This window comes from Streptomyces sp. NPDC057543 (assembly GCF_042801895.1).
In the GTDB taxonomy this organism is placed as follows: domain Bacteria; phylum Actinomycetota; class Actinomycetes; order Streptomycetales; family Streptomycetaceae; genus Streptomyces.
Genome location: NZ_JBHVFF010000032.1, coordinates 20,840 through 43,043 on the forward strand (window position 1 = coordinate 20,840; position 22,204 = coordinate 43,043).

Consider the following 22,204-nt stretch of genomic DNA (forward strand, 5'->3'; position numbering starts at 1 on the left):
GCTAACAGCGTCCTGGAGGCGGCCGATGGGCCGTCTCACCGTACGGGTGGGATCGAGACCACCATCGTCACCTCGGTGGGCTCGGAGCCGTCGTTGCGGTAGGCGTGCGGGTGATGCGCCTCGAAGGTGGCGGATCCACCGGCCGGTACGCGGTACGAGGAGCCGTCGACGACCAGAGTGAGCTCGCCCGCCGTGACATGGAGCAGTTCGACGGTGCCCTCGGGGTGCGGATCGGAAGTGCTGCTGTCGCCGGGCATCAGGCGCCACGACCAGAGTTCGAGCGGACCCCTGGCCTCCGTACCGACGAGCAGGGTGGTGGCGCTGCCCGCCTCCGTGGACCACATGCGTACCGCCTGGCTCTCGGGCACCAGCCGGACCGGTGAGCCCTGTTCATAGTCGAGCAGGGTGGTGATGCTGACGCCCAGCGCGTCGGCGAGCTTGACCGTGGTGCCGACGCTCGGATTGGTGCGGGCCTGCTCGATCTGAATGATCATGCCGCGGCTGACCCCGGCACGAGCGGCGAGTGCGTCCAGGGTGAAGCCGCGTTCCCCCCGCCAGCGTTTGAGATTGCGCGCCAGCGACTGAGTGAGCTGATCCAGGTCAGACACATTCCGTCCAATATTTTGGATGACAGGGTCAAAAATACTGCACTACGGTGTGGTGGACCACACCGTTCATCGCACTGTACTGCGAGGCATGCCATGACAGCACTGTTCGCCCTGGCCACCAGCCTGCTCTGGGGGTTGGCCGACTTCGGCGGCGGGCTGCTCACCCGGCGGACGCCCGCACTCACCGTGGTCGTCGTCTCGCAGGCCGCCGCGGCCGTCGTGCTGGGTGGCATCGTGATCGCGACCGGCGGCTGGAGCGAGGCAGGTCCGCACCTCTGGTTCGCCGTCGCGGCGGGTGCCGTCGGGCCTGTCGCGATGCTGAGCTTCTACAAGGCCCTGGCGCTCGGCCCGATGGGCGTGGTCTCACCGCTCGGATCACTGGGTGTCGCCGTTCCGGTGAGCATCGGGATCGCCGTCGGGGAGCGGCCGGGGCTGCTGCAGTTCGCGGGAGTCGGCGTGGCCTTGGTGGGCATCGTGCTGGCGGGTGGTCCACAGTTGCGCGGGGCGCCGGTGCAGCGCCGGGCGGTGCTGCTGACCCTGGTGGCCGCCTTCGGCTTCGGTTCGGTGATGTCCCTGATCGCAGAGGCGTCCACCACGGTCACCGGGCTGTTCCTGGCGCTCTTCGTCCAGCGCCTGACCAACATCGCGGTGGGCGGTACGGCCTTGTACGTATCGGTGCGGCGCGGGGCGCGCGCACTGCCCGAGGAGGGCGGTGTCGCCGTGGTGCTGGCCGCGCTGCCGGCCCTGGCGTTCGTCGGGCTCGCGGACGTGGCGGCCAACGGCACTTACTCGATCGCCGCACAGCACGGCCCGGTCACCGTGGCCGCCGTGCTCGCCTCGCTCTATCCGGTGGTCACGGCCCTGGCCGCGCGCGGCGTGCTCAAGGAACGACTGCGCGGGGTACAGGCGGCCGGGGCCGGTCTCGCGCTGGTGGGCACAGTGCTGCTGGCGACCGGCTGAGGGCCCCCGGCGGCCGCCGCCCTCAGTCGCCGGACGGACCCGAAGCCTCGCTCGGTTCCGCCAGGGACAGCAGCTGCTCGGGCGTGACGCCCGACGGAATCGGTACCGGGGCAGGGGTGCGCAGCGGGGGCTGCCAGCCCTTCTCGGGGTCCCAGCTGCGCACGACACGGGCGGGAGCACCGGCCACCACCGCGTGGTCGGGCACCTCTCCGCGTACGACCGCGCCAGCCGCGACCACCACGTTGCGCCCCAGCACGGCCCCCGGCAGGATCACCGCTCCGGTGCCGATCCAGCAGCCCGGCCCGATGGCGACGGGCTCCATGCGGGGCCACTGCTTGCCGACCGGCTCGTGCGGATCGTCGTAACTGTGGTTCGTGGACGTGATGTACACATACGGCCCGCAGTACGTGTCAGAACCGATGGTCACCCTGGTGTCGGCGACGACATGACTGCCGCGGCCGAGCACCACTCCGTCCCCCAGGGTCAGGATCGGCTCGGCGCCGAGGTCCAGGTCGGGCATGAGTCCGGCCGTCAGCGTGACCTGCTCACCGATCACACAGTGGGCGCCGAGCTCGATCCACGGCTCTCCGAAGACCGTGCCCTGCGGGAAGGCGAGCCGGGTGCCTTCGCCGATCCGGCCGAACCGCAGCCCGCCGGGGTGTTCCGCGGTGACCGCGCCCGACTCCTGCACCCAGCGCCAGCCGCGATGGACAGCCCGGGACACGGCGCGCCGCCGCCAAGCGGCGAGGGAAGAGCACGCGTTCCAGTTCTTGGGCACTCGCACACGGTAGTCGGCGGCGCCCGGCGTGATCACCGGGGCACCCTGTGATGTTCACCCCACTCGGCGTCAGCTCTTCGCCCGTCGCATACCGTTTCTCCGACGCGATCGGACAGCGGCGGACGGGCCGTGGCGGTCGGACGACGCGACCGCACCACACCTGAGCACGGAGGAACGGGCGATGGCAGAGCAGGCGTTGATCACGGGAATCGGCGGCAAGGAACCGGACATCGATGCGGAAGCCTTCACCGCACCGATGTCGGTCGTGATCGGCGAGATCACGATGGCGGCCGGCTCCAGCCTCTGGTACCAGGCCGTGCTGCGCGCCGACTGCGGCCCCATCGCCATCGGCGCCGACAGCAACATCCAGGACAACTGCAGCGTGCATGTCGACCCCGGGTTCCCGGTAACGGTCGGCGAGCGTGTCTCGGTCGGGCACAACGCCGTACTCCACGGCTGCACCATCGAGGACGACGTCCTGGTCGGCATGGGGGCCACGGTCCTCAACGGCGCCCGCATCGGCGCCGGTTCGCTGGTCGCGGCACAGGCGCTGGTTCCGCAGGGGATGCAGGTACCGCCGGGGTCGCTCGTCGCCGGCGTCCCCGCCAAGGTCAAGCGGCAGCTGACCGAGGAAGAGCTCGAAAGCATCAAGTTCAACGCGGTGGGCTACGTGGAACTGGCCAAGGCACACCGCCAGGCACACGCGAGCTGAGCGGAACGCGACAGTACGGAGCGGAACCCGGAGGCACGGGCGGGCCGGCGGAGGGAAGCGAAGGAAGCATCGGACAACGATTCCCGCAGGTCCGTTCCACCCCCGGCCCGGCCTACACCCCAGACCCATACAGCCCCGGCCGGGACGGTTCATCCCGGCCGGGCCCCGTACGGCCTCAGCCGGGATGCTCCGGCCCGGCGCGGTCAGTCCACGGCCGGCACGGTCTCCGCGTCGGGCGCCGATGCGGCCGACGCCTGTGCCGCCGCCTTCTTGGCGCGGTTCTTCAGCACCAGCATGGACGTCACACCGATCAGCACCGCGGCGACCAGGCCGAGGTACGAGAACCGCTTGAGCCAGGCCTCGGCGACGACACCCATCGAGTAGACGACGGCCGTGGTGCCACCGGCCCAGACGATGCCGCCCAGCACGTTCGCGATCAGGAACCTCCAGTACGGCATGTGCAGCACACCGGCCAGCGGACCCGCGAAGATCCGCAGCAGTGCGACGAAGCGGCCGAAGAACACCGCCCACATGCCCCACTTCTGGAACGACCGTTCCGCCATGCCGATCTGGCTCTCCCCGAAGTGCTTGGGGAACTTCCCGCCGAGCCAGGCGATCAGCGGCCGTCCGCCCTTGCGGCCGATGGCGTAGCCGACCGAGTCACCGACGACCGCGCCCGCCGATGCGCAGGCGCCGAGGATCCAGGGGTTGATTCCGTCGTGTCCGACGGCCAGAAGCGCCGCGCTGACCAGGACGATCTCGCCCGGCAGCGGAATGCCGAGGCTCTCCAGCCCGATGACGACGCCCACCAGGACGTACACGCTGACCGCCGGGACGGTCTCCAGCCACTCCTGGATGTGCAACGCCGATTCCTCCCGTAACTGATGTCCGGTTGTCCGCCGGTCAACTCCTCGGCGCACCGCGGGAATGCTACCTGCCTGGCCATCCGCACGAACAGCGCGAAGGACCGCCACGGCCCCTGGGATCCAAGAGTGCGGGGCGGCCCTTCGCAGAGCCGTTCCTGGTCAGGCGTTCGAACGCAACGTCCAGACGACCGTCATCTCACCGGTCACCGCGCCGTCCGCGCGCCGGATCTCGATGGCCACGGGGAACTCGGGGCGCATGCCCTCGTCCAGTTCGGCGATGACCTCGGCCACCGGGCGGCCGAGGGTTGCCGTGGCCGTGACGACCCCCTTGGCCAGCTTCTTGTAACCGATCTCCGCTTTCACCGCCAGCGGAACTGCGCGGGACAGCTGGTCGCCGAAGGCGGCGAGGACGATCGCACCGCTGGCGGACTCCGCGAGCGTGAACATCGCGCCGGCATGGGGTCCGCCGACGTGGTTGTGGTAGTCGGCCTGGTCCGGCAGACGGACCACCGCACGCTCGGCGGTCGTCTCCAGGAACTCGAGGTTGAGGGTCCGGGCCATCGGGACCGTCGCGGCGAGCATCTCGCCGACGGTTGTCTGTTCAGCACTCATGACCAGATGTTACTTACGAGTAGAACTGTTTGGCCATCCCGGGGTCCGGTGCGTCCGGTCCCGGGATCGCTTCCTTCACGGTTCGCTCGCAGGGGCGGGCGTGGCCGACCGGGCACCGCACCTCTATCGTTACTCGCCATGTGGCCAGGACAGCAGCCGCCCGGGGGCGAGCAGAACCCGCAGGACCAGAGTCAGAACCCGTATCAGCAGCCGGGGTACCAGCAGCCGAATCCCTATCAGCAACCGGGATATCAGCAGCAAGGACAGCCCGGGCAGCAGCCGGGGTACCCGCAGCAGGGTCAGCAGCCCGGCTATCCGCAGCCGAACCCGTACCAGCAGCCGACCGTGCCGCAGTACGCGGTGCCCGGCCCGCCCGGTGGTCCGCGGCCCGACGGCGGCAAGAAGAAGACCACCGCCGTCGCGATCGTCGCGGCCACCGCCGTCGTCGTGGCTGCCGTGGTCACCGGTGTCGTCGTGATGAACAAGGACGACAACAAGGGCAAGGACGTCGCCGACGGCAAGAACTCCTCGGCGCCCGCCGAACCGTCCGAATCCGCGTCCTCGCCCGAGGCGAACCCGCGCGGCACCGGCGGGGACGCCAAGCCCCAGATCGCGGGCTGGAAGGTCGTCACCAACCCCAAGTGGGGCACGCAGTTCGACGTGCCGGGCGACTGGGAGGTCAGCGCTCCCGGCACGTCCTCGTTCTTCGAGGACGACAAGAAGGGCGACGGCACGCCCCTCATCGGTTTCTCCGCGCCGACGTACTACCAGAAGAAGTGGTGCGTGGACGATTCCGACAAGGACGGCATCACGGAGAACATCAGCCTCGCAAGTGCTGGTACCCGGGGCGCCCAGGGCGCCACCGATGCCGCCAAGAACGCCCACAGCGAGGCCGGCACCTGGGCATGGGCCGCCTATGCGCAGCACATGCCGCAGAGCACCATCAAGTTCACCCCGGCCAAGCAGTACACCACGAAGTCGGGGCTCACCGGCCAGGTCGTCACGGCCACCGCTCCCAACGTCACGAAGCGGAAGAAGTGCGACAGCGACGGCAAGACGATCGCCTTCACCTTCAAGAACAAGAAGGGCGAGTTCGCGTCCTGGATCCTGTACGGAGCGGACAACGTCAAGAACGAACTCCCTGATACGACGATCCAGAAGATTCTGAGCACTGTGCGGCTGGTGGACGCCGCCCCGTCCCCCTGACCCACTCCCCCGCGTCCCGGAAAACAATTGGCGGGGCGGGCCCGCGGCGGCGATAGTCCCTTGGTGACTGCCGCTCCCGCCTCCCCCGTCCGCCGCCCCGGCCGCAACTATCGTCTGCTGACCGCCGCCGCGATCATCACGGGCCTGGGTACCCATGGTGCACTGATCGCGGCGGCGTTCGCGGTTCTGGAGGCGGGCGGTGACGGCGGCGACGTCGGCCTGGTGGCCGCCGCCAGGGCCGCACCGCTGGTGCTCTTCCTGCTGATCGGCGGGGCGGTCGCCGACCGGCTGCCACGCCACCGCGTGATGGTCGCGGCGAACGCCCTCAACTGCGTCTCGCAGGCCGCCTTCGCCTGGCTGGTCCTGGCCGGCGATCCGAAGCTGTGGCAGATGATGCTGCTCACCGCGTTGTGCGGCACCGGGCAGGCGTTCTTCAACCCGGCAGCCGAGGGCATGCTGATGTCGAGCGTCAGCCGTGAGCAGGCGAGCCGCGCCTTCGCCCTGTTCCGGATGGCCATGCAGGGCGCGACGATCGGCGGTGCGGCGCTCGGCGGCGCCATGATCGCCGCGATGGACCCGGGCTGGGTGCTGGCCATCGATGCGGCGTCCTTCGCTTTGGCGGGTGCGCTGCGTGCCTTCCTCGACGTCAGCCACATTCCGTCGCGCGTGCCGGGCGGCGGCCTGCTCGCCGATCTGCGGGACGGCTGGCAGGAGTTCGTCGGCCGCCCCTGGCTGTGGAGCATCGTGGCGCAGTTCTCGGTGGTGGTCGCCGCGGTGGGGGCCGCCGAATCGGTGTACGGGCCACTGGTCGCCAGGGACGAACTCGGTGGCGCGCGTCCCTGGGGCTTCGCGCTCGCCGCGTTCGGGGCCGGCACGCTGGGCGGGGCGTTCCTGATGACGCGCTGGAGGCCCCGGCGGATGCTGCTGGCCGGAACTCTCTGTGTCTTCCCGCTGGCGCTGCCGTCGGCGGGACTCGCGGTGCCGTTGCCGGTGGTGGGGCTCTGCGGGGTGATGTTCGTCAGCGGCGTCGCCATCGAGGTGTTCGGGGTCTCGTGGATGACGGCCATGCATCAGGAGATCCCGGAGGAAAAGCTGTCGCGGGTCTCGGCGTACGACTGGTTCGGCTCGGTGGCGATGATGCCGGTCGCCACCGCGCTCGCCGGTCCGGTGGAGTCCCTGGTCGGGCGCGGTCCGGCCCTGTGGGGCTGCGCGGCGCTGATCGTGCTGGTCACCGGTGCCGTGCTGTTCGTACCCGAGGTACGCAATCTGACCCGAGCCGCCGTCACCACCGAGGTGGTGACGGCCAAGGCCCTGGCGTCGGGCTCAGCCGATGCCGAAGGCTCCGTCGGGCGGCTCGGGTGAGGCGACCGCCTCGCTGTCCACGACTGGCCGGGCCGCACCGGCGAACCGTTTCAGCGCGGGGCCGTACTCGACCCTGGCGGGGAAGGCGTCGGCGGCGCAGCGACGGGTCAGTGCCCCAGTGTCGACGGGGAGCGGGGACGCGACGAGGATGACGTTGCCGAAGCGCCGGCCGCGCAGCACCGCGGGTTCGGCGATCAGCGCGAGCTCCTCGAAGACGGTCGCGAAGGTGGCCAGTTGGGAGCGGAGGAACCCGAAGGGCGCGCCGTCGGCGAGGTTGGCGGCGTAGATTCCGCCGTCGCGCAGCACCCGGCGGGCGGCCTGCGCGTACTCGACGCTGGTGAGGTGGGCAGGCACCCGCGAACCACCGAAGACGTCCGCGATCAGGAGGTCGACGGAGCCGGGCCGGGTCTGTTCCAGCCGGCTGCGGGCGTCCGTGCCGTGCACCGTGATTCCGCTGCCTTCGGGGACCGGCAACTGCTCCGCGACCAGGGCGAGGAGCCCGAGGTCGGCCTCGGCGACGTCCTGACGGGAGCCGGGCCTGGCCGCGGCGACGTAGCGGGGCAGGGTGAGCGCACCGCCGCCGAGGTGGAGTACGTCCAGCGGTGCGCCCGGTACCGCCGCGCAGTCCACTACGTGGGCGAGCCGGCGAGCGTACTCGAATTCGAGGTGGTCCGGCGCGTCGAGGTCGACGTACGACTGGGGCGCGCCGTCGACGGTGAGCAGCCAGGCCCGGTCCCGGTCCACGTCGGGCAGGAGTCTGGCGGTGCCCTGGTCCACGTCCCGGATGACAGGTATCGACTCGTTCACTCCCCCATTGTGAGGGGCCGGATCAGCTGTTCACGACCGCGGCGACGGCCTCGGTGTGCGCCGCGGCCTGGGCGAGCCCGGCGCGGGCTGCCGCGGCCCGGTGGCCCGGGTCGAGGGGGTTGTGGCCGAACGCCTTCTTGGCCGCCGCGTCCGGGGTGATCACCTCGACGCGGGTTCCCTTCGCGGCGAGTTCGGCCGCCTGTGAGCGCGGCGAGGCGATGGCCTTGTTGCCACTGGCCGTCGGTGCGATGACGACGACGCGTCCGTAGCCCGCGGCAAGATGGGCGTTGGCCGGGGAGTGCACTCCGCCGTCGATCCAGGACCGTCCCCCGATGGTGGCGACCGGCCAGACGGCCGGAACGGCGCAGCTCGCGGTGACGGCGTCGACAAGGGGCACTGCGCTGTCCTTGTCGAATGTGTGGAGTTCACCCGTGACCGCGTCGACTGCGGTGACGCGCAGGGGCCGCTCGGGCCAGTCGGTCGTGGGGAGGCGTTCGGCGATCGACGCGCGCCGCTCTTCCGCGGTGACGCCGAGGCGGGCGCCCTGCGCGATCGCGGCCAGCTTCCGGCCGTACGCCTCGGGGGTACGGGCAGTCAGTACGGCCCCCGCGTAGCGCAGGAGCGTGAGCGCCCCGAGCTTGCCGCCGGTCATGTCCTGCGGATCGGCGAGCTGGAGTTCGTACAGTTCCGGCAGGCCGAGCAGCCCTGAGGCCAGCTGCGCGCCGACCACCGCGCCCGCCGAGCTGCCGATGATCAGATCGGCGCCGGTGAGGTCCACGCCCGCCTTCGCGAGCCCGTACAGAATTCCCGTTTCCCAGGCGCTGCCGGTGACGCCGCCGGCACCGAGCACCAGTGCTGTTTCTGTCATGCCGTCAGTCTTGCGCAAGGCATCGGGCCCGCCTCCCGCAGGGTACGGGAGGCGGGCCCTTGGCGACACGCGTCAGAGCAGTCCGGTCACGGTGCCCGCGCCGACGGTACGGCCGCCCTCGCGGATCGCGAAGCCGAGTCCGGTCTCCAGCGGGACGTCACGGCCCAGTTCGACGGTCAGGTCGACCGTGTCACCGGGGCGCGCCACCGCCACCGTGCCGAGGTCGACATCGCCGACGACGTCCGCGGTGCGGATGTAGAACTGCGGCCGGTAGCCGGTGGTGACCGGCGTGGTCCGGCCGCCCTCGCGCGCCGACAGGACGTACACCTGCGCGGTGAAGCGGCGGCTCGGCGTCACGCTGCCGGGCGCCGCGACCACATGGCCGCGACGGACCCGGTCGCGCTCCACACCGCGCAGCAGCAGCGCCACATTGTCGCCGGCCTCCGCGGACTCCATCGGCTTCCCGAAGGTCTCCAGACCGGTGACGACCGTCTCGATGTCCGGGCCCAGCACCGACACCCGGTCGCCGACCCGCACGGTGCCGCGCTCGACGGCCCCGGTGACGACAGTGCCCCGGCCGGTGATGGTCAGGACGTTCTCCACCGACAGCAGGAACGGCGCGTCGGTGTAGCGGACCGGCATCGGCACATACGTGTCGACGGCGTCGAGCAACGCCTCGACGGCCGCGGTCCAACGAGGGTCGCCTTCCAGGGCCTTGAGGCCCGACACACGTACGACGGGGACGGAGTCACCGCCGTAGCCGTGCGCGGAGAGCAGTTCGCGGACCTCGAGCTCGACCAGGTCGGTCAGCTCGGGGTCCCCCGCGTCGGCCTTGTTGAGGGCCACGACGATGTGGTCGACGCCCACCTGCCGGGCGAGCAGGACGTGCTCGGCGGTCTGCGGCATGATCCCGTCGAGCGCGGAGACGACGAGGATCGCTCCGTCGAGCTGGGCGGCGCCGGTGACCATGTTCTTGATGTAGTCGGCGTGGCCCGGCATGTCGACATGGGCGTAGTGGCGGGTGTCGGTCTCGTACTCGACGTGCGCGATGTTGATGGTGATGCCGCGCTGCGTCTCCTCCGGCGCCCGGTCGATCCGGTCGAACGGGACGAACGTGCCGGTTCCGCGGTCGCTGAGGACCTTGGTGATGGCGGCGGTCAGGGTGGTCTTGCCGTGGTCGACGTGGCCCATGGTGCCGATGTTGAGGTGCGGCTTGGTGCGCACGTATGCCGTCTTGGGCATGGCTCATTCCTTGGAATTCGAAGCTGAGAGAGAAGACCCCAGGGCCCCGCCGACCCTCCCCTTACGGGGTCCGCCGGACTGTCGGGGGAGGGTCAGCTTCGGGCGCCGCCGATGGGCGCCGCGGCAGCGGTGAATGCTGCCGCTGCGACAAGTGCCGCTGCGATGACGGGGTTCACGGCAGCCTTCGGCGCGTCCGCGACTGCGGACCGCGCTGCGGGAAAGGCGTACCGGAACATGGGTCCGATCATGGCCGAGGGACGTGGCGGCGTCGAATGGTTTTCCGGCTGACATCGCGGGCGGATGCGGGAGTTCGGCGTCCGGCCGGCGTCGCAGGCATGGCGTCCGGCAGAGCGGGGAGTGGTACGGGCCGCCCGTCCCGTACCGTTCGCGTTACGGCGATCACCCGCGGGCGTCGGTTAGTCTCCCCGCATGCTCGACCCCGTCCCCGCCGCCCGGCCCGCCACCGGTCTCGCCGCGCGCTGTACGAGGGCGCTGCTGTCGCCCTGGTCCCGGTTCTCGCTGCTCGTGGTGGTGCTGCTGGCCGCCGCGGCGGCGATGCTGCTCCTCCAGCCCCAGCGGTTGCTGGCCGCCGACTGGCCCGGCCGGCTGAGCGGGGGCGCCGCCGCGGTCGTGCTGTTCGGTGTCGCGTACGGCGCGTGCACCGTGGCCTTCGTACCGAGGCCCCTGCTCAATGTCGCCGCGGGCGCGCTCTTCGGTTCGCAGGCGGGTCTGGCGGCGTCGCTGGCGGGCACGGTCCTCGGCGCGGGCATCTCGTTCGGGCTGGGCAGGGTGCTCGGTCAGGACGCGCTCCGTACGCTGCTGCGCGGGCGCTGGCTCAGGGCGGCGGACGGTCAGCTGAGTCGGCACGGTTTCCGCTCGATGCTGGCGCTGCGGCTGTTCCCCGGTGTCCCGTTCGCGGCGGCCAACTACTGCGCGGCGGTCTCGCGCATGGGGTACTCACCGTTCCTGGCCGCCACCGGGCTCGGCTCGATCCCGAACACCGCCGCGTATGTCGTCGCGGGCAGCGAGGCCTCGTCACCGACATCGCCCGCGTTCCTGGCGGCAATGGGCTTCATCGTACTGACGGGGCTCGGCGCGGCCGTCGTCGCCTGGCGCAAGCGCCACCGACTCTCCGCCGAGTGAGCCGTGTGGTCCGGTTCGCGCCGGAGCGGGCGGCAGGGGCGGCGCGGGTACGCGTAAAGCTGTTCATCTGAGGGCGATACTCTGCCCGCGACCGACCGAAGATCTCCGGGCGCGGCACCGTGCCCTGCCCTCATTCGACCGCAAATCCGCACATGGCCGACGGCACCCATGGCCGTCGGCCGATGCACGATCACCTCCGGGATGGCCAAAGCCCCATGAGCTGGTTCGAATCGTTCGTCCTGGGCCTCGTTCAGGGACTGACCGAGTTCCTGCCGATCTCCTCCAGCGCGCATCTGCGGCTGACCGCCGCGTTCGCCGGGTGGCACGACCCGGGTGCGGCGTTCACCGCCATCACCCAGATCGGCACGGAGGCGGCCGTCCTCATCTACTTCCGCAAGGACATCGTTCGGATCGTCTCTGCCTGGTTCCGCTCGCTGGTGGACCGGTCCATGCGCGGCGACCACGACGCCCGGATGGGCTGGCTGGTCATCGTCGGCTCCATCCCCATCGGCGTGCTCGGTGTGACGTTCAAGGACCAGATCGAGGGGCCCTTCCGCGATCTTCGGCTGATCGCCACCACTCTGATCGTCATGGGCATCGTCCTCGGTTTCGCCGACCGTCTCGCCGCCCGCGACGAGTCGGGAGGCAGGCACCGGGCCGGCAAGGAGCGCAAGACACTCAAGGAACTCGGCGTCAAGGACGGCCTGATCTTCGGTTTCTGCCAGGCCATGGCCCTGATCCCGGGTGTCTCCCGCTCCGGCGCCACCATCAGCGGCGGTCTGCTGATGGGGTACACCCGCGAGGCGGCGGCCCGCTACTCCTTCCTGCTGGCGATCCCGGCAGTGCTGGCCTCGGGTGTCTTCGAGCTGAAGGACGCGGGTGAGGGACATGTGTCGTGGGGGCCGACGATCTTCGCGACGTTCATCGCGTTCGGCGTGGGGTACGCCGTCATCGCGTGGTTCATGAAGTTCATCACGACCAAGAGCTTCATGCCTTTCGTGGCCTACCGGATCATTCTGGGCATTCTGCTCTTCATCCTGGTCGGCGCCGGGGTTCTGAGCCCGCACGCGGGCGAGTCCGCGGGTTGACCGAGTCACCACGCCTAGCACCATCTAGCGCATTCTGACGCTTGCGTCGTGTTCGTCTCCTACTCGTCTCCCACTCGGGAGACTGGGAGACGCGCGGCCAAAGAGCTGTGCGACAGCAAATCCGGGGACCGAAAGAAGGGCCTGCACAGCCTCAAGCAGCTGTGCAGGCCCTTCTACGCGGCGGCCGGGTTCGGGTCAGTCCGGGTCGGGGCGGGCCAGTAGACCTTGAACGCGCTCGGCGAGCGCCTTCTCCGGGTCGGCGGCGGAAACTGAGGGCTCCCAAGCGTCGTGCGGTGCGCCCGGCCCAAAACCAGCGGCATGCAGGGAGCGTAGCGGCCTGCGTCCCGCAATCAGAAGACGCAGCACAGGCACGGCCGCGGGGCGGTCATTCCACCCGCAACCGCTGCACCCAGCCACAGCCAGGCACAGCGGTTGAGATGGTCAGACCCGCGAGGTCTCCGCACCAGGTGCGTGTGCTGCCGGTTCAACCTTCTGCGTCCGGAGTTCCCTGACCTCAGCCTGAAGGTCTGTGAGTTGCCGGTGAAGTGCCTGAATCGCCACGATCGCGACGCCGTTGGCATCGGTGCAGCAGATCGTCCTGTCGTCGGCTCCCAGGCCGAGGTGGGCCCGCCAGTCCTGTGCCATCGGCCCCAGGTGGCGCACTTCGTCGTCCTCCCACCGGTACCGCCATGTGCTCACCGGTAGGCCGATCACCGCGGCGAGGACATCGAACCCGTTCACGCCGTCACCCGCCTCTGCGACGGTTTCCCCGGAGGCTGTGGACGTCAATCCGGCAGGAGAGGGTGTGTCGGGGTGCAGGCGCGCCCGGTAGGCCCGAATACCGGCGGTCCGGGCGCGGTGAAGTCGTTCGGTCAGCGATCCCATCGCACCGGGCTCACGCTGGTCTTTACGGCCCGGTCGGAGAACAGCAGACTGCCCAGCGGGACGAACTGAACGGAGGCTCCGGGGTCGTCGTCGGCCGGGGCGGCGCTCTGCTCCACCGCCCGCACCTGCGCGGGCTCGGCGGCCTCGGCGGCCGAGGTTGCGCCCAGGCACACCGACACGGCGGCGATCGCAGCGGAGGACACTGCGGCAAGTCGGGTAGCTGTGGTAAGAGACATGAAGCACGCTCCAGGTTGGTCAGAGATCGGATCAACCAGGCAACGACACCGCCCCCCATCGGTCACGAGCAGCACGACCACACGTTGACCGGACCCAGCGGTCCGAATCAGAGCGCTTCGTGAAGAGCCCGAGCGAGGAAGTTGTTCGCAGTCGTTCCAGGATGGTGAACAACGGCTGCGTACACGGTCCGCCCGCCCGCCTGGAACCGCAGCGCGCGGCAGACGGGGCGTCTACACCATCACCGTGGGCAACGCCGGGCCCGGCCCAATGGACCGGCACCGTCGTCAGAGTCCACGATCTCCTCCCGCCACGGCTCAAAGCCCGCAGTCTCAGCGGCCCCGGATGGACCTGCACCCTGAGCACCCTCACCCGGCAACCAGCTTCGGAACCGGATCAGACGGCTACCGGAAAACCGGCCACACCATCGTCATCGTCCCACCCGCAGCCGTCACCCCTCAGAGCATCGCCGACGTGCTCGAAGGCGGAACGCTGGGCGTCGAGCGTACAAAGGTGTAGATGTCCATGGTCACGTGGATCGAGCTGTGGCCCAGAGGTTTCGTGCTTCGGGCGTCGGCGACCGCCCACGCCAGGGCCGCGACGACCAGCGCCGCACAACACCCTGCGGCGGCCCGTACGACGGAGCGGCGGGTGCGCGCACTCCAGGAGGTCCGGGCGAGGAGCCGGGCGAGCGCCGGGAGCACCAGGATCGCGTGCAGGCTCACGCCGTGCAGCGGTTTGAGCGATGCGGTGGACCGGTAGCCGGCCGACTGGTGTCCGGTGCGGGTGAGGTACACGCCGCGGGCGATCATGGCCATGCCCGACAGCAGTCCGACGAGGAGGATCGCCCACCCCGCCCGCAGGGCCAGGGCCATACCGGCGGGCCCCTGCGGGCGCCAGGTGAACGAGGCGATCGCGAGAGTGGCGAGGATGCCGACCAGCAGTCCCCCGCCGACAGCCAGCGACATGGAGACCGCGGTGTCGAACGGGGTCTCCATGTTGAAGTGGGACGGTACGCCGCGCCACGCCTGGAGCGTGATGCCGCCGACCTCCAGTACGCAGTCGGCGGCGAGCAGCCCGAGCAGCACGGCCCGGACCCGGTTCCCGAGCCGTATGTACGAGGACACCCAGGTCACCGTGGCGAGCGTCAGACCGAAGGAGAACCCGAAGGTGACCGGTTTACGCCAGGACACCGGGCCCTCCCAGGAACCGCCGTCGACGGCGAGGACGACGAGGTGGAACAGCCCGGAGCCGACAAGCACCGCTCCCGTCACATGACAGAGTGCCTCGACGGGGCGCAGCCGACGCCACTCGGTGCTGAAGGGCGGCTGCCCGGCGCTCGCGGGCCCGGGCACGGTCGTCTCCACTGCGGACTGGTTCTCCATGGCCCGAAGCCTCCCCCGGTCCGCCGCGCCGGGCGTCGTACCGGCGGAGGCGGTCGTCCTACGCCGCGCGGAGTACCGGCGGTGCCGTCCGGCGGACCACGACCGCCCGTAGCGTACGGGGCGTGCCCCGGCCGGACACGAGTCGACCGGTCCGGACAGCCGGCCCGGCGGAAGGGGCCGAAAGTCCCTGCCGTACGGCTCATGCGCGCACCAGCCTGGGACAGGTACCGCCGGAATCTGGAGGGAATCATGACCACCACCGACCGTCCCGTGATCGCAGCTGTCGACGGCTCGTCGCACAGCCGCGAGGCACTCGACTGGGCCACGCGCGAAGCCGTCCGCCGGGGGCTCGCGCTGGTGATCGTGCACGCCCGGACGCCGACCCGGCGCGCCGTCCGGGAGACGCAGCTGCGCGGGGCGGAGGAGCTGCTCACCCGGTCCGTACGGAGGGTGGGCGAGATCGCTCCGGATCTGCACCCGACGACGCTCGCACCACTGGACTTCCCCACGGCGGCGCTCACCGCCCTGAGCCGCGACGCGTCGCTGGTGGTCATCGGCTCACGGGGTCTGGGCGGTTTCCGGTCCCTGATGCTCGGCTCCAACAGCCTGGCGACCGCCTCGATGGCCAAGTGCCCCGTGGTCGTCATCCACAGCGGACCGTCGGAGGAGGACGAGGGGGAGGCGGCGGAGGCCTACCCCGACATCGTCGCGGGTGTGGCTGCCGACGAGAGCAGTGAAGCGGTGCTGGACTTCGCCTTCGTGACGGCCGCGTCCCGGCCGGGTGCGCGGCTGCGGATCGTGCACGGCTGGACGATGTTCTCCTCGATGCTGTCCGGTGGTGCCGTCTTCGACCGGGACGCGGCGGCGGGCGCGGCCGCGCGCACCCTCGCCGAACTCACCGCGGGCCGGCAGGAGAGGTACCCGCAGGTCGAGGTCGTCAGGGAACCGGTCGGAGGCTCCGCCGCACGCACCCTGGTCACGGCCTCGGCGACCGCGGCGCTGACCGTGATCGGGCGGCGCAGGGGCGGTGAGTCCCTCGGGCTCGGGCTCTCTCCCGTCGCACAGACCACGCTCACGCACGCGCTCGGCCCGGTGGCCGTGGTGCCCTGCTGACAACGGCGCCGCGCGCCCGTGCGTGCACGCCCCCTTGGCGTCGCACTCCCGCGGGCAGACACTGACCCGATGACGCAGCGCGTGGATCTCTCGACCGTGATGGACCAGCTGTCCATCGATGCAGTGATCACCGGATACGCGAGGGCGGTGGACGACGGCGCATGGGCGGACTACCGGGCCCTGTTCACCCCGGACGGCCGTGCCGACTACCGCAGCGCGGGCGGCATCGAAGGGCCCGCCGCCGAGGTCGCCCAGTGGCTTGCGGAGACCATGCGGCTGTTCCCCGTGCGCCAGCATCTGATCGTCAACCGCCGACTCGACATCCAGGACCTGGGCGGCTACCCGGGCGACCACGCCGAGGTGCGGGCCGACTACCTGAACCCGATGCGGCTGGAGGCCACGGCGGGCGGCCAGGGCGGTTCCGGAGCGGGGGCGGGCGCGCCGAACTTCGTCTCCGGCGGGCGGTACGCCTTCACCCTGTCGCGCACGGGGAGCGGCTGGGGGATCCGTTCCGTGACCGTCGACGAGAAGTGGCGCGACACAGCGGGCTCGCACACCGCGGGCTGACCCCGCCCACCGGGTGCTTCCGTTCGCCGGCGCCGGGGAAGAACTGCGGAACGGGAGCCCAGGGGCGACACTGCTGATCAAGGAGGCGCGGCATGCGGATTCCGGCGGGTCGGCGCGAGCGGTGGCAGCGGATTCTGCGGTCCGGAGGGTGGCGCGGCTGCATCGCGCTGCTCGCAGGTGCGCTGCCCGCGCTCGCGTTCCCCGCCCCTTCCCTGTGGTGGCTGGCCTACGTCGCTCTGGTGCCGTGGCTGCTGTTGATCCGGTCCGCCGGTACGGGGCGCCGGGCGGCGCTCGACGGCTGGCTCGGCGGGACGGGCTATCTGCTCGCCGTGCATCACTGGCTGATGCCGAGTCTCCATGTGTTCATCGTGATCCTGGCGGCGCTGCTCGGTCTGCTGTGGGCGCCGTGGGGGCTGCTGGTCTTCCGGACGATGCGCGGGCGGGTGCGCGTCGCATCCGCGGCGGCCGCGGTCGTGGTGGTGCCGTGCGGCTGGCTGATGATCGAACTGGTCCGCTCCTGGGAGGGGCTCGGCGGTCCCTGGGGGCTGCTCGGCGCGAGCCAGTGGGAGGTGGCTCCGGCGCTCCGCGTGGCATCGGTCGGCGGGGTGTGGCTGGTGAGTCTTCTGGTGGTCGCCGTGAACACCGCCGTCGTCCTGCTGTTCGTGAGCACGGCCGCCCGGACGGTCGCCGTGGTCTCCGTCCTGACGTGCGCCCTGGCGGTGGGGGCGATGGTCGGGTGGGCGCCGCGGCCCGTGCCGTCGGGCGTGGCCAGGGTCGCCGTCGTGCAGCCGGGTGTGCTCGCGGGTCCCCACAGCATCGAGCGGCGGCTCGCCACGAGTGAGCGGCTGACCGGATCACTGGCGGGACGCGGTCTCGATCTGGTGGTGTGGGGCGAGAGCAGTGTCGGGGTGGATCTCTCCCAGCACCCGGACATCACCGCCCGGATCGCAGCCCTGTCGCGTCGGGTGGGCGCGGATGTACTGGTCAACATGGACGCCCGACAGACCGACGCATCGGGCCGGACGGGGATCTTCAAGTCCGCGGTGCTGGTGGGTCCGCACGGGCTGACGGGACAGCGGTACGACAAGATGCGCCTGGTGCCGTTCGGAGAGTACGTCCCGGCCCGTTCGGTGCTCGGGTGGGCCACGTCCGTGGGCAAGGCGGCGGGCCAGGACCGGCTGCGCGGCACCCACCCGGTCACGATGTGGCTCCCCCGAGCCGACGACGGGAAGGGGCTGCGTATCGGGCCGCTGATCTGCTTCGAGTCCGCGTTCCCCGACATGAGTCGGCGGCTGACCCGGGACGGTGCGCAAATCCTGGTCGACCAGTCCTCGACCGCGACGTTCCAGCACAGCTGGGCTCCCGAACAGCACGCCTCGCTCGGGGCACTGCGAGCCGCCGAGAACGGCCGCCCGATGGTGCATGCCACGCTCACCGGCGTCAGTGCGGTGTACGGCCCGCAGGGCGCACGGATCGGTGCGCCACTCGGTACGGATACGAGTGGGGCAGCGGTGTTCGACGTACCGCTGGCCTCCGGCACCACCCTCTACGTGCGGCTGGGCGACTGGCCGGTGCACGGGGCGTGGGCGGTGCTGGCCGTGTTCTGCGCGTACGAGGGGGTGCGGATGATCAGGAGACGCGACGGGGGCGGGCCGGGCGGTGCGCGGGATGCGCAGGCTCCGGTGGTCGGCTCACGCGGCGGGCCGACGGTGTGAGCCTGGGTGGGGGCCGGCCGCCGGACTATCCCGGGCCGTTCACGGAGATGATGTGCCCCTGGGCGTCGACGGTGAGCGAGACCCGCTCGACCTTGTGAGTCACGGCCAGCACCAGCCACACCGCACCCCAGAGAAAACAGGTGAACACCATCAGGAGGGCGTGGAGCACATGATTGAGCGGCCGGCCCCGGACCATGACGACCTGCGTCTCGGACCGCGACTCCACACGCCAGCCGCCGGCGATCCGCTGATTGACCGCCCAGTCGAGGATCAGACCGCGCTGCATCGCGTCGGGCGGCCGCCCGTCGGCCGAGTAGTAGCCGGGCGGCGGCTGGAGCGCTCCCCAGCCCTTTGGCTCGTCGTGGGGCCTCACGAGGTCACCTCCACGGGCCGTGGTCCATCTCCTCAGCCTGCACCGGAGCGGGTCCCGACGCATCCCGGAGCGAAGAGCCCCGGAGGGCGCTGAAGATCCTGGCGGAGCCCGACCTTCAGCACCCTCCTGACCTCGCCTAGGGTCTGTCCGGCCCGATCCGCCGGACAGACCCTTCTAGGCACAGTCCAGGTCGCGCAGGACGCGCTCGCACAGCTCGTGCGTCTGCAGGGCGTCCCTGGCGCTCAGCACCTTTCCGGCCCGTACGGCGTCCAGGAACGACAGCACGCTCTGTTCGATGCCGCGCTGACGGGCCACCGGGACCCAGTCGCCGCGCCGTCGTACGCTCGGCTGGCCCTTGTGATCGATCACCTCGGCAAGGTTCACGACCTCGCGCTTGGAGTCCTGGCCGGAGACCTCCAGCCGTTCCTCCGTCGAGCCGCTGAGCCGGTTCATGAGGCCGATCGCGGTGAATCCGTCACCGGACAGCTGCAGCACGACGTGGTGCATCAGACCGTCGCGGATCCTGGCCTGTACGACGGTGTGCTCGATCGGCCCCGGGGCGAGGAAGCGCAACGTGTCGACGACATGGATGAAGTCGTCGAGCACCATGGAGCGTGGTTCCTCGGGCAGGCCGACCCGGTTCTTCTGCATGAGGATCAGCTCGCGCGGGTGCTCGGCGCACTGCGCGTATCCGGGCGCGAGCCTGCGGTTGAACCCGACGGCGAGGCTCGCCCCGCGCTCCTCGGCCAGGCCCACCAGCCTCTCGGAATCGGCGAGTTCATAGGCCAGCGGCTTGTCGACGTAGGTGGCGACGCCCGCGTCCAGCAGACGCCCCACGATCTCCGGATGTACGGCGGTGGGAGCGTGCACGAACGCGGCGTCCAGGCCCTCGGCAAGCAGCGATCCGAGGTCGGTGTGGCGCTGCCCGGACGGGATCCGGTGCGCCTCGGCGACCGCCGTCAGAGTGGCGGGGGTGCGGGTCTGCAGATGCAGTTCGACCCCGGGCAGTGTGGTCAGAACCGGCAGATACGCCTTCTGCGCGATGTCGCCGAGCCCGATGCAGCCGACCTTCACGGGGGTCTCCCTCTCACTGTTCGGCGCCGGCCGACGTGGCGTTCACCGGGTGAGGATGCCCGTCGGGCCGTTCGAGCCGGTGTCTACCGCGGTGGCCGGTGCGCGTCCTTCGTCCGGGCAGCATACGTGTGCCCCGGCGGCCGCCAGTCCGCGATGCCGTCGAAGGTGCGCAGGACGAGAGTGGGCCCGATCCGTGAGACGCCGGCGATCAGGGCGTCGCGCAGCAATACGGCCGGGGCGCCGGTCCATCGCATCAGCCGGGAGGCCTTCGCTGCCTTGCGGACGATGGCCGTCGTGCGCGGCAGCCGGTCGCCGGTGTACGCGGCCAGGCCCGCGCCGAGGTCCCGGTCCGGCGTCACGTGGTGGGCGAGCACGATGGCGTCCTCGACCGCCTGGTTGCCGCCCTGGCCGAGGCTGGGAGCCATGGCATGCGCGGAGTCACCGACGAGAACGGTGCGGCCCCGGTGGAAGGAGGGCAGGGGGTCGATCAGGTGGTGCACGTCGTTGCGGAGCACCTGGCCGGGCTCGGCGGCGGCGATGACGGATGGGATCGGGTCGTGCCAGCTGCCGAACCGGCGCATCAGCTCCGCCTTCTCGTCGTCGGCGGCATGGGCTCCGGCGGGGGCGACGGCGGCCGCGTAGGCGTAGATCCGGCCGTCCTTGAGCGGCTGGGTGCCCCAGAGGGCGCCGCGCCCCCAGGTCTCGTGCGGGGCGAAGGGCCGCCCGGACGCGGGGACGACGAGACGCCAGGTGGTGAATCCGGCGTACGAGGGTCCGGGGTGGGCCGGGAAGAGGACGCCGCGTACGCCGGACCTGATGCCGTCGGCACCGACCACGAGGTCGGCTTCGACGGTCCCGGACGCCGTGCGCACCACGGCACGCGCACCGCCCACGACGCCCGGGTCCAGCAGTTCCGCGGCGGCACCGGTGTGGACGGTGGAGTCGGGGAGCCGGGCCACGAGGCGGTCGACGAAGGTGGCCCGGTGCAGCAGGACGATCGGGCCGCCGAACCGCTCGGTCGCGGCGGCGCTGTTCGTGCGGGAGAGCCAGCGGCCGCCCGGGGTGCGCATGCCACCCGCGCCCTGCCAGGCGGCGAGGGACCTGATCTCGTCGCCGAGGCCGATGACGTCAAGGGCTCGCTGGGAGTTGGGAGCGAGGGCGATACCGGCGCCGACGGGTTCCAGGGAGGCGGCGCGCTCCAGAACGGTGACCCGCCAACCGCTCCCGCGCAGGGCCACCGCCGTGGTGAGGCCTCCGATTCCGCTGCCGATGACGACGGCGTGGGGATGGTCCATCACTCCTCCTTGAGACTACACCTGTAGTGACACGCTCACCTTACTACAGGTGTAGTGCCACGGGTAGGTTGGCCCCATGGCCACACGCACCACCGGCACCTCCCGGGCCGATCTCATTACCGATGCCGCCCTCGCGCTCCTCGCCGAACGCGGGATGCGCGGGCTGACCCACCGCGCGGTGGACGAGCGCGCCGGACTCCCCCAGGGGTCGACGTCCAACTACGCACGCACCCGGCAGTCCCTGCTGGAGGCGACGGTGCGACGGCTGGCGGAGCGCGAGGCACGGGTGCTCGCCCCGGGTGAACTTCCGGCTCCGGACGCCGCACAACCCCCTGGCCCGGAAGCGCTGGTCGCCGGTCTGGCGCTGGCCCTGCACCGGTATCTCACCCGCCATCCCGAACTGCTCGTCTGCCGCTACGAGCTCGCCCTGGAAGCCACCCGCCGCCCCGAGCTGCGGGAGTTCTTCGACGCGACGGGCCGGCAGTTCCGCGAGCCGCTGATGGCGCTGATGACGGCGGCCGGGTCGGCCGAACCCGAGCGGCACACACTGTCCCTGGTGGCCTGGTGCGAAGGGCTGATGTTCTCGTGCGCCGCGGGGTCGTACCACCGCTCCGTACCGACGGAGGAGGAGCTGCGTACCGGCTTCGCCGAACTACTGCGCGGGATGCTGGGATCCGCGTGGGCATTGCGCTGACCGGCGTCACTCGTGCGGGCCAATCCCGGCTTCCCGGCTCACCTGATGCCGGTTCCGCACCGCAGAGTGATCAGGTGCAACGAACCAGAATCATCGTGAAGCTCCTCGTCGGCGTGGCGGTCACTACGCTGTCCGGCTGTGTGTCCGTGACCCCGCAGCCGGATGTGCCGCCCCGGCCCCGGAACAGCGGCCCCGCCCGGGACCTGGCGCCGCAGATCGCGCGGCCACCGGTCCACGACAGCCTGGAAACCGTACCGGCCCCCGTGCCGTCCGCCGCCGCGTCCACCCCGGCGGGCGCACCGCCGGACACCGGCCGCGCCGCGGCCCGCGCACCGCGGCAACGGAACCACCCCGCGGCGGCCCGGCCCCGGCCGCGTCACGCCCCGCCCGCCGTGACGGCCCCCGTCCCGGCCCCGCCGGCCCCCGCCACCGGAACGGACGTCTGCGCACTGGGACGGGGGTACGGGCACTGGCCGGCGGGCAGCCCGCAGTCCCGGATCTGCGAGAACACCTACGGCCACTGAGCCCGGTACGGCAGCGACGAACGGTCGTCCGGCACCGGCAAAGCAACCACTGAACCCGACACGACAGACACAAGCCGTCGCCCGATACCGGAA

The 22,204-nt window shown here is 71.1% G+C and carries 24 protein-coding genes; 11 read left to right on the forward strand and 13 right to left on the reverse strand.

What is annotated here, in order from left to right; translation table 11 throughout:
- Nucleotides 1-35: 35 nt before the first annotated feature.
- Nucleotides 36-608 (reverse strand): helix-turn-helix domain-containing protein, encoded by a 573-nt coding sequence (locus ACFU8Q_RS08500; RefSeq protein ID WP_384449683.1) that lies wholly within the window; start codon nt 606-608, stop codon nt 36-38.
- Between the two features lie 93 nt (nt 609-701).
- Here ACFU8Q_RS08500 and ACFU8Q_RS08505 point away from each other — a divergent pair, with 93 nt between their 5' ends.
- Nucleotides 702-1,568, forward strand: a complete 867-nt coding sequence (locus tag ACFU8Q_RS08505) for an EamA family transporter (RefSeq protein ID WP_384449686.1) — start codon at nt 702-704, stop codon at nt 1,566-1,568.
- Between the two features lie 22 nt (nt 1,569-1,590).
- On the opposite strand, the gene ACFU8Q_RS08510 is transcribed toward ACFU8Q_RS08505, so the two are convergent.
- Nucleotides 1,591-2,346 (reverse strand): acyltransferase, encoded by a 756-nt coding sequence (locus tag ACFU8Q_RS08510; protein ID WP_384449750.1) that lies wholly within the window; start codon nt 2,344-2,346, stop codon nt 1,591-1,593.
- 181 nt (nt 2,347-2,527) lie between these two features.
- On the opposite strand from ACFU8Q_RS08510, the gene ACFU8Q_RS08515 reads away from it, so the two are divergent.
- Nucleotides 2,528-3,058: a gamma carbonic anhydrase family protein gene (locus tag ACFU8Q_RS08515; RefSeq protein WP_384449688.1), complete on the forward strand. Its 531-nt coding sequence runs from the start codon at nt 2,528-2,530 to the stop codon at nt 3,056-3,058.
- A 203-nt stretch (nt 3,059-3,261) separates the two neighbouring features.
- Here the strand turns inward: ACFU8Q_RS08515 and ACFU8Q_RS08520 are convergent, their stop codons facing one another.
- Entirely contained in the window at nt 3,262-3,921 is a 660-nt protein-coding gene (locus ACFU8Q_RS08520) for a DedA family protein (protein WP_384449691.1), read from the reverse strand.
- Between the two features lie 162 nt (nt 3,922-4,083).
- Entirely contained in the window at nt 4,084-4,536 is a 453-nt protein-coding gene (locus ACFU8Q_RS08525; protein WP_384449694.1) for a DUF4442 domain-containing protein, read from the reverse strand.
- Between the two features lie 138 nt (nt 4,537-4,674).
- Between ACFU8Q_RS08525 and ACFU8Q_RS08530 the strand changes: the two genes are divergently transcribed.
- Both ACFU8Q_RS08530 and ACFU8Q_RS08535 read left to right on the forward strand, forming a co-directional pair.
- Nucleotides 4,675-5,742, forward strand: a complete 1,068-nt coding sequence (locus ACFU8Q_RS08530; protein ID WP_384449697.1) for a hypothetical protein — start codon at nt 4,675-4,677, stop codon at nt 5,740-5,742.
- 63 nt (nt 5,743-5,805) lie between these two features.
- Nucleotides 5,806-7,104, forward strand: a complete 1,299-nt coding sequence (locus ACFU8Q_RS08535; protein ID WP_384449701.1) for an MFS transporter — start codon at nt 5,806-5,808, stop codon at nt 7,102-7,104.
- Here ACFU8Q_RS08535 and ACFU8Q_RS08540 read toward each other — a convergent pair.
- From ACFU8Q_RS08540 to tuf, 3 genes are all read right to left on the reverse strand, one after another.
- A complete protein-coding gene (locus ACFU8Q_RS08540; protein WP_384449703.1) occupies nt 7,066-7,911 on the reverse strand; it encodes a spermidine synthase in 846 nt (281 codons plus the stop codon). The genes ACFU8Q_RS08535 and ACFU8Q_RS08540 overlap by 39 nt on opposite strands.
- A gap of 22 nt (nt 7,912-7,933) precedes the next feature.
- On the reverse strand, nt 7,934-8,779 hold the full coding sequence (locus ACFU8Q_RS08545; protein WP_384449706.1) for a patatin-like phospholipase family protein: 846 nt from the start codon (nt 8,777-8,779) through the stop codon (nt 7,934-7,936).
- 72 nt (nt 8,780-8,851) lie between these two features.
- Nucleotides 8,852-10,021, reverse strand: coding sequence for an elongation factor Tu (gene tuf, locus ACFU8Q_RS08550; RefSeq protein ID WP_384449709.1), 1,170 nt, complete (start codon nt 10,019-10,021; stop codon nt 8,852-8,854).
- A gap of 429 nt (nt 10,022-10,450) precedes the next feature.
- On the opposite strand from tuf, the gene ACFU8Q_RS08555 reads away from it, so the two are divergent.
- Both ACFU8Q_RS08555 and ACFU8Q_RS08560 read left to right on the forward strand, forming a co-directional pair.
- The gene (locus tag ACFU8Q_RS08555; protein WP_384449712.1) at nt 10,451-11,164 is read left to right on the forward strand and encodes a TVP38/TMEM64 family protein; all 714 of its coding nucleotides are present in this window, start codon (nt 10,451-10,453) and stop codon (nt 11,162-11,164) included.
- A gap of 215 nt (nt 11,165-11,379) precedes the next feature.
- Nucleotides 11,380-12,252, forward strand: coding sequence for an undecaprenyl-diphosphate phosphatase (locus ACFU8Q_RS08560; protein ID WP_384449715.1), 873 nt, complete (start codon nt 11,380-11,382; stop codon nt 12,250-12,252).
- A 441-nt stretch (nt 12,253-12,693) separates the two neighbouring features.
- Here ACFU8Q_RS08560 and ACFU8Q_RS08565 read toward each other — a convergent pair whose 3' ends face one another.
- The 3 genes from ACFU8Q_RS08565 to ACFU8Q_RS08575 form a co-directional block, all read right to left on the reverse strand.
- The gene (locus ACFU8Q_RS08565) at nt 12,694-12,993 is read right to left on the reverse strand and encodes a hypothetical protein (protein WP_384449718.1); all 300 of its coding nucleotides are present in this window, start codon (nt 12,991-12,993) and stop codon (nt 12,694-12,696) included.
- Nucleotides 12,994-13,124: 131 nt separating this feature from the next.
- Nucleotides 13,125-13,373 (reverse strand): hypothetical protein, encoded by a 249-nt coding sequence (locus ACFU8Q_RS08570; RefSeq protein WP_384449721.1) that lies wholly within the window; start codon nt 13,371-13,373, stop codon nt 13,125-13,127.
- A gap of 456 nt (nt 13,374-13,829) precedes the next feature.
- Entirely contained in the window at nt 13,830-14,756 is a 927-nt protein-coding gene (locus ACFU8Q_RS08575; RefSeq protein ID WP_384449724.1) for a hypothetical protein, read from the reverse strand.
- Between the two features lie 249 nt (nt 14,757-15,005).
- Between ACFU8Q_RS08575 and ACFU8Q_RS08580 the strand changes: the two genes are divergently transcribed.
- The 3 genes from ACFU8Q_RS08580 (at nt 15,006) to lnt (ending at nt 18,151) form a co-directional block, all read left to right on the forward strand.
- Nucleotides 15,006-15,869: a universal stress protein gene (locus tag ACFU8Q_RS08580; RefSeq protein ID WP_384449727.1), complete on the forward strand. Its 864-nt coding sequence runs from the start codon at nt 15,006-15,008 to the stop codon at nt 15,867-15,869.
- A 69-nt stretch (nt 15,870-15,938) separates the two neighbouring features.
- Nucleotides 15,939-16,436, forward strand: a complete 498-nt coding sequence (locus ACFU8Q_RS08585) for a nuclear transport factor 2 family protein (RefSeq protein ID WP_384449730.1) — start codon at nt 15,939-15,941, stop codon at nt 16,434-16,436.
- Between the two features lie 92 nt (nt 16,437-16,528).
- Nucleotides 16,529-18,151: an apolipoprotein N-acyltransferase gene (gene lnt, locus ACFU8Q_RS08590; RefSeq protein ID WP_384449733.1), complete on the forward strand. Its 1,623-nt coding sequence runs from the start codon at nt 16,529-16,531 to the stop codon at nt 18,149-18,151.
- 25 nt (nt 18,152-18,176) lie between these two features.
- Here the strand turns inward: lnt and ACFU8Q_RS08595 are convergent, their stop codons facing one another.
- The 3 genes from ACFU8Q_RS08595 to ACFU8Q_RS08605 all read right to left on the reverse strand — a co-directional run bounded on the left by ACFU8Q_RS08595 (nt 18,177) and on the right by ACFU8Q_RS08605 (nt 20,893).
- Entirely contained in the window at nt 18,177-18,524 is a 348-nt protein-coding gene (locus ACFU8Q_RS08595) for a hypothetical protein (protein WP_384449736.1), read from the reverse strand.
- Between the two features lie 174 nt (nt 18,525-18,698).
- Complete coding sequence (locus ACFU8Q_RS08600; RefSeq protein ID WP_384449739.1) at nt 18,699-19,598, reverse strand: Gfo/Idh/MocA family protein; 900 nt, start codon at nt 19,596-19,598, stop codon at nt 18,699-18,701.
- 83 nt (nt 19,599-19,681) lie between these two features.
- Nucleotides 19,682-20,893, reverse strand: coding sequence for an FAD-dependent monooxygenase (locus tag ACFU8Q_RS08605; protein ID WP_384449742.1), 1,212 nt, complete (start codon nt 20,891-20,893; stop codon nt 19,682-19,684).
- Between the two features lie 76 nt (nt 20,894-20,969).
- Here ACFU8Q_RS08605 and ACFU8Q_RS08610 point away from each other — a divergent pair, with 76 nt between their 5' ends.
- Nucleotides 20,970-21,587, forward strand: coding sequence for a TetR/AcrR family transcriptional regulator (locus ACFU8Q_RS08610; RefSeq protein ID WP_384449745.1), 618 nt, complete (start codon nt 20,970-20,972; stop codon nt 21,585-21,587).
- Between the two features lie 74 nt (nt 21,588-21,661).
- Entirely contained in the window at nt 21,662-22,111 is a 450-nt protein-coding gene (locus tag ACFU8Q_RS08615; protein ID WP_384449748.1) for a hypothetical protein, read from the forward strand.
- The last annotated feature ends 93 nt before the right edge of the window (nt 22,112-22,204 follow it).